The organism is Streptomyces cahuitamycinicus (assembly GCF_002891435.1).
Classification (GTDB): domain Bacteria; phylum Actinomycetota; class Actinomycetes; order Streptomycetales; family Streptomycetaceae; genus Streptomyces; species Streptomyces cahuitamycinicus.
On sequence record NZ_POUC01000472.1, the window covers coordinates 1 to 5,726 of the forward strand.

The following is a 5,726-nucleotide window of genomic DNA, read 5'->3' on the forward strand; positions in this document are numbered from 1 at the left end:
GTCCCACCCGCCCTCGCGCGGGATCGTCGACCAAAGTCGCCCCGGCGCAGACTTTCGATGCCGTCGTGGCACCGGAGCGGGAACTTCCGCCCTCGGGGGCCCGCCTCGCGGCCGATGTGCGTGGGGAGCGCGCGGGGCGAGGCTGACGGCATGAAGCAGGTACTGGAGATTCTCGGCTTCCTCGCCCTGGTCCAGGGAGTGGCGGGCCTGGTGCACGAGTTCACCGACTGGCACTGGGGCCTGGTGCGGCGACTGGGGTTCCTCGACGGCTACGAGATCTACGCGAGCGTCGCGCTGCTCGTGCTGGGGGTCGCCCTGTTCGCGGCGGCCGGGAGCCGGAAGTCCGTCTGAGCGGCCTGACGGATGTCCGGCCCGCGGCCGGGGCAGGGTTCGGCACGACATGCCGGAGTTGAGATACGAAGCGCGGCGGAGGCGCCGTCGTGGTTGATCAGGGTGGTGACGTCCTGGGCCTGTTCGGCGGCGGCTGCCACGGATGCCGGGTCGGTGACCTCCAGCGCCAGCGGAACGGCATCGGGTGTGTCACGTGCGCGGTCACGGGCCGTGGCGTAGACCGCGGTTTCCTTCCCGATGCCGGAGGACGCACCCGTCACGAGGGCCACGGGCCGGTTCGTCGTCATCAGGTCGGCCGATCTGTTGAGCCTGAGCCCGGCGGCGGGTGCGGTGTACTGCTGTGGGCCCGCGCCCATGATCGACGGCGTTCGGCGCGCGTTCGGTGACAGCCGCGCGTCAGCGCTGCACTTCGAACGGTTCGCCCCGGCCCCGGATCACGGACGGCCGTCCCTTCGAACTTCAACTGGGCGATACCGGACGAGTCCTGCCCGTGCCGTACGACCGCTCCGCCCTGGATGTTCTCCACGAGGCCCTGCCGGACCTGCCGTTCTCCTGCCGCCAGGGGTTCTGCGGCACCTGCCGGATACGGGTGGCCCGGGGCCAGGTCGATCACCGTGACCACCGGCTCACCGCCACCGAACGCGCGGCCGCCACCATTCGACCGCCATATCGCGGAGCCTCTTCGGGCAGACGACGGAAATACGCAAGGCACTTCTCCAGGTCGGCCACGTCGAACATATTCAGGGCGCAAAATTTCTTCTTCTGCGAATTCTCACTCATTGCCCACACCTCTCCAATATCAGGACACGGGAATCCGAGTGACTCCCGCACCGATGGGCACGCCCTTTTGGCCGCGACGGGAAACCGATCGGTTTCCGCACGCAAGCCCGCGCGCAGGTCCCCGCGAGGACGCAGTGATGACGGCTTGCGCAGACACCGGCATGCCGATGACACGCATGGAGAATTTCCTGTGAAGCCCCGTGGGTACGCGGGAAGTTCAGCCGCGCTCCCGCACCCTCACGCGTCCTCCGGCGGGCCGAACTCGCCGTACTCCGGGCGGCCCTTCAGGTCGTACGTCTGGACCGACACGCCCGCGCCGGTGACGCTCCCTCCGGTGTGCTCGAACGCCGTCGGTACGGCGCCCTCCGTGAACAGCCGGAAGCCGGAGCCGAGCACGACCGGGAAGGTCAGCAGGTGCAGCGTGTCCACGAGGTCGAGCGCCAGCAGGGACCGGACGAGGGCGCCGCTGCCGTGTACCTGGACCTCGCCGTCGGTGCGCTCCTTCACGGCTGCGACATCCTCGGCGAGATCACCGGTCAGCACCGTGGTGCCCGCCCAGCCGGGGTCCGTCAGGGTCGAGGAAGGCACGTACTTCGGCAGGGAGTTGAGCCGGGAGGCGACCGGGTCGGCCGGGTCGGTCACCCTGGGCCAGTACGTGGCGAAGATGTCGTACGTGCGGCGGCCGAGCAGGAAGGCCCCCGGGCGGGTGAAGACCTCGCCGATGAACCGGCCGAAGTCCTCGTCGGCGTACGGAAAGCTCCAGCCGCCGTGGGTGAAACCGCCCCGGGTGTCCTCCTGCGGCCCGCCCGGGGCCTGGTAGACGCCGTCGAGGGTGACGAAGAGGGTGGAGACGAGCTTGCCCATGGCGGGTGCCTGCTTCCTGGTGTGGGTCTTGATGTCATCACTTCAGACCCCACCGGCCTCAGCAACTCATCGCTGGGCCGTACGCCCGCTCAGTGAAGCACTGGAAGACCTGCGGCCACCCGCACGGCGTTGTCGCCGGTCTCACCTCGACGTCCGTTCGCCGCCAGCGCCGGTGTCGTGCGGACGCTGGGATGGACCCATGACTTCTCAAGGAACTCTGCACGGCAAGGTGGCTCTCGTGACCGGCGGGAGCCGCGGAATCGGCGCGGCGACGGCGGTGCGGCTGGCGCGGGAGGGCGCGGACGTGGCCGTCGGCCATGTGAACGGCAAGGAGGCGGCCGAGGACGTCGTCCGGGAGGTGGAGGCGCTGGGGCGCCGGGCGGTGGCCCTGCGTGCGGACGCGGCGCGGGCCTTGGAGGCGGCCGAGGTGGTGGACGCGGCGGCGCAGGCGCTGGGCGGGCTCGACATCCTGGTCAACAACGCCGGTGTGGGGGTGCTCGGGCCACTGGAGGCCCTGTCGCTCGCGGAGGTGGACCGGGTCCTCGACATCAACGTACGGGGTGTCTTCCTGGCCTCTCAGGCGGCCGCGGCGCGGATGCGCGAGGGCGGGCGGATCATCACGATCGGCAGTTGCATGGCGCAGCGGGTGCCCGGGCCCGGCGGGACGCTCTACGCGACCAGCAAAGCGGCCCTGGCCGGTCTGACGAAGGCGCTGGCCAGGGAGCTGGGCGGACGCGGGATCACGGCGAACCTCGTCCTTCCCGGCCCGATCGACACGGACATGAACCCGGCGGACGGGCCCTACGCGGCCGGCCAGGCGGCGATGACGGCGCTGGGGCGGTTCGGGACGGCGGACGAGGTGGCGTCGATGGTCGCCTACCTGGCGGGGGCGACGTATGTGACCGGGGCGGAGTTCTCGGTGGACGGAGGCCACGCGGCGTGAGGTACGTGGGGCGCACCGGTGCTGTCCGGCCGGTGCGCCCCACGGTCGCGGCGTGGTTCAGCCGCCCAGTTCCTGATGGCGTGCCGCCAGCCGGCCCGTACCCTCTTGGGTCAGGGAGCCGAACAGGCGGAGCCGGGAGATGCCCCCGTCGGGGAAGATGTCCACGCGCGCGTGCGTGCCGACGGCCGGGGCCGGCAGGACGAAACGGTGGTTGGTGTCGGGCTGGAGGCGGGTGCGGGGCAGGATCTCCTGCCAGTCACCGTCCTCGCCGTCCCTGACCGACACCGACGCCCAGCCGGCGCTGTTGCCCTTGAGGTAGGCGGTGTCGATCTCCAGGGCCCGGATCTGCGCCTGGGCGGCCAGCCGGTAGCGGATCCAGTCGTGGCCCTGGTCGCGGCGGCGGCGGGTCTCCCAGCCGTCGTCCATCTTGAGGGAGCGGCCCGGCTGGATGGTGTTGGAGGCGGGCGAGTAGAAGCGGTTGGAGGCGTCCTCGGCCCGGCCGCCGTTCTCCAGGGCGACGACGTCGAAGGTGCCCACCGCCTCCAGCCATGCCGGGTCGGGGACGACCTCGCCGTGGACGCGCAGGCGGGCGATGCCGCCGTCGGGGTGCTGGCTGACCCGCAGGTGGGTGAAGCACTGCTCGACGTCGACGGCGAATCCGTTCGCCGCGTGGCCGCCGACCGGCGTGCGCGGGACGAGGGTCGTCCACTTGACGTCGTCCCCGAGGAGTTCCGCCGGCGCCGGGGAGCCGATGACGCGGGTGCCCTCGACGGACACGGCCTGCGGGTAGTTGCCGCGGAAGTGGGCGGTGTCGACGACGATCCCGCGGATCACGCCCGGGGCGCCGAGTCGTACCAGCGCCCAGTCGTGGTCCTCGGCGGTCGGCCAGGGGTGGCCGGCGGAGGCGCCCCGGCGGCGGCGCGTCTCCCAGCCGTCCATGATCTTGCCCTTGTGCCCGAAGTACTCGGGGTCGAACTGGGCGGGCCCGGGCACCAGCAGGTTCTCGCGCTGGGCGAAGAACTCGTCGTTGGCGGCGATGACACCGGCACCGAGGCGCCGGTCGGCGAGGTCGGTGTACTCGGTGAAGGGGAAGTCGGCGGTGCGGTAGTCCGCGTACGGGTCGCCGCCTTGGTAGGGGTTCGCGTCGCCGGTGAAGCTGGGGATCGCCGTCACGATGATCAGGTCTTCCTTTCGGGTGTCCGGGATGGGCTTCAGTGGGTCCGGGTGAGGAGCCGCCCCTTCGGTTCGGTGAACTCGCCGCCCGCGACGATGCGCTGCCCGCGCAGCCAGGTGGACTTGACCACGCCGTGCAGGGTCTTGCCGGCGTAGGCCGTGACGCGGTTGCGGTGCTGGAGGGCGACCGGGTCGACGGTGAAGGTCTCGTCGGGTGCGAGGACGGCGAAGTCGGCGTCGCGGCCCACCGCGATGGCGCCCTTGCGGTCGTCGAGCCCGACCAGTTCGGAGGTGCGCGCGGACATCCAGCGCACCACGTCCTCCAGGCCGTGCCCGCGCCTGCGGGCCTCGGTCCAGACCGCGGCCAGGCTGAGCTGGAGTCCGGAGATGCCGCCCCAGGCCGTGGCGAAGTCGCCGGTCTTGAGGTCGGCGGTGGACGGGGAGTGGTCGGTGACGACGCAGTCGATCGTGCCGTCGGCGAGCGCCTGCCAGAGCAGGTCCTGGTTGGCGGCCTCGCGGATGGGCGGGCAGCACTTGAACTCGCTGGCGCCGTCGGGGACTTCCTCGGCGGTGAGGGTCAGGTAGTGGGGGCAGGTCTCCACGGTGATGCGGACGCCCTCCGCCCGCGCCTCGGCGATCATCGGCAGGGCGTCGCTGGAGGACAGGTGCAGGACGTGCACGCGCGCGTGGAGCGCCTTCGCCTCGCGGATGAGCTGGGCGATGGCGGTGTCCTCGGCGTCCCGGGGGCGGGAGGCGAGGAAGTCGGCGTATCTGGGGCCCGGTTGCTGCGGGGCGGAGGCGAGGAGGCGGGGGTCCTCGGCATGCACGATGAGCAGTCCGTCGAAGGCGGCGATCTCGGCCATGGTGCGGGCGAGGGGGTCCCGTTCCAGATGCGGGAACTCGTCCACGCCGGACGGCGACAGGAACGCCTTGAAGCCGAAGACTCCCGCCTCGTGCAGCGGGCGGAGTTCCTTGATGTTGTCGGGCAGCGCGCCGCCCCAGAAGCCGACGTCGATGTGCGCCTTGTCGGCGGCGACCCGCTGCTTGGTGCGCAGGTGCGGGACGGTCGTGGTCGGCGGGAGGGAGTTCAGGGGCATGTCGACGAGGGTCGTGATGCCTCCGGCCGCCGCGGCGCGGGTGGCGGTCCAGAAGCCCTCCCACTCGGTCCGGCCCGGGTCGTTGACGTGCACGTGCGTGTCGACGAGGCCGGGCAGCAGGACGTGGTCGCCCAGGTCTTCCAGGCGGGCGCCGGCCGGTACGGGCGCGTCGTACGGGAGGACGGCCGTGATCGTGCCGTCGGCGACCGCGACCGATGCGGCGCGCGTCCCCTCGGGAGTGATGACACGCGTCGAGCGAAGCACCAGTTCAGCGTCGGACACCCGAACCCCTTACGTCCCGTCACTTCCGCTACTTCCGCGTAACGGAATTCAACTTTCTGTTGAAGGAGTCTTCACTCCCTCTTCCGCGACGTCAAGGGCACACTTGACCGCGGCACCCCTTGACGCATATTCCTGGACGTTTCCACAAAGCGGAATTAGACTTCCAGTACGCAGAACGTAGCTATGTACCAGCGGGGAGTCAACCGACTGCCGGGTAGGCTTCTGCCCTTCCCGCC

The 5,726-nt window shown here is 71.0% G+C and carries 6 protein-coding genes and 2 pseudogenes; 3 read left to right on the forward strand and 5 right to left on the reverse strand.

Features of this window, described 5'->3' with window-relative positions; translation table 11 throughout:
* Positions 1-150: 150 nt before the first annotated feature.
* Positions 151-351: a hypothetical protein gene (locus C1J00_RS36960; protein ID WP_102913296.1), complete on the forward strand. Its 201-nt coding sequence runs from the start codon at positions 151-153 to the stop codon at positions 349-351.
* Here the strand turns inward: C1J00_RS36960 and C1J00_RS48445 are convergent.
* A pseudogene (locus C1J00_RS48445) lies at positions 312-638 on the reverse strand (hypothetical protein); the annotation flags it as partial. The gene C1J00_RS36960 and the pseudogene C1J00_RS48445 overlap by 40 nt on opposite strands.
* Before the next feature lie 203 nt (positions 639-841).
* Here C1J00_RS48445 and C1J00_RS47355 point away from each other — a divergent pair.
* Positions 842-925 (forward strand): annotated as a pseudogene (locus tag C1J00_RS47355) (PDR/VanB family oxidoreductase); the annotation flags it as partial.
* Between the two features lie 35 nt (positions 926-960).
* On the opposite strand, the gene C1J00_RS36975 reads toward C1J00_RS47355, so the two are convergent.
* Together C1J00_RS36975 and C1J00_RS36980 are read right to left on the reverse strand one after the other, a co-directional pair.
* Entirely contained in the window at positions 961-1,131 is a 171-nt protein-coding gene (locus C1J00_RS36975) for a hypothetical protein (RefSeq protein ID WP_219728398.1), read from the reverse strand.
* Between the two features lie 237 nt (positions 1,132-1,368).
* A complete protein-coding gene (locus tag C1J00_RS36980; RefSeq protein ID WP_102913297.1) occupies positions 1,369-1,995 on the reverse strand; it encodes a dihydrofolate reductase family protein in 627 nt (208 codons plus the stop codon).
* Positions 1,996-2,194: 199 nt separating this feature from the next.
* Between C1J00_RS36980 and C1J00_RS36985 the strand changes: the two genes are divergently transcribed.
* Positions 2,195-2,938 (forward strand): SDR family oxidoreductase, encoded by a 744-nt coding sequence (locus C1J00_RS36985; RefSeq protein WP_102913298.1) that lies wholly within the window; start codon positions 2,195-2,197, stop codon positions 2,936-2,938.
* A gap of 57 nt (positions 2,939-2,995) precedes the next feature.
* Here C1J00_RS36985 and alc read toward each other — a convergent pair whose 3' ends face one another.
* On the reverse strand, positions 2,996-4,111 hold the full coding sequence (gene alc, locus C1J00_RS36990; RefSeq protein WP_102913299.1) for an allantoicase: 1,116 nt from the start codon (positions 4,109-4,111) through the stop codon (positions 2,996-2,998).
* 38 nt (positions 4,112-4,149) lie between these two features.
* Positions 4,150-5,490, reverse strand: coding sequence for an allantoinase AllB (gene allB / locus C1J00_RS36995; protein ID WP_102913300.1), 1,341 nt, complete (start codon positions 5,488-5,490; stop codon positions 4,150-4,152).
* Positions 5,491-5,726: the final 236 nt, after the last annotated feature.

Excerpts from the sequence above, each read along its gene's own strand:
- C1J00_RS36960 (WP_102913296.1), top strand. The coding sequence starts at position 151 with ATGAAGCAGGTACTGGAGATTCTCGGCTTCCTCGCCCTGGTCCAGGGA.
- C1J00_RS36975 (WP_219728398.1), bottom strand. The coding sequence starts at position 1,131 with ATGAGTGAGAATTCGCAGAAGAAGAAATTTTGCGCCCTGAATATGTTC.
- C1J00_RS36980 (WP_102913297.1), bottom strand. The coding sequence starts at position 1,995 with ATGGGCAAGCTCGTCTCCACCCTCTTCGTCACCCTCGACGGCGTCTAC.
- C1J00_RS36985 (WP_102913298.1), top strand. The coding sequence starts at position 2,195 with ATGACTTCTCAAGGAACTCTGCACGGCAAGGTGGCTCTCGTGACCGGC.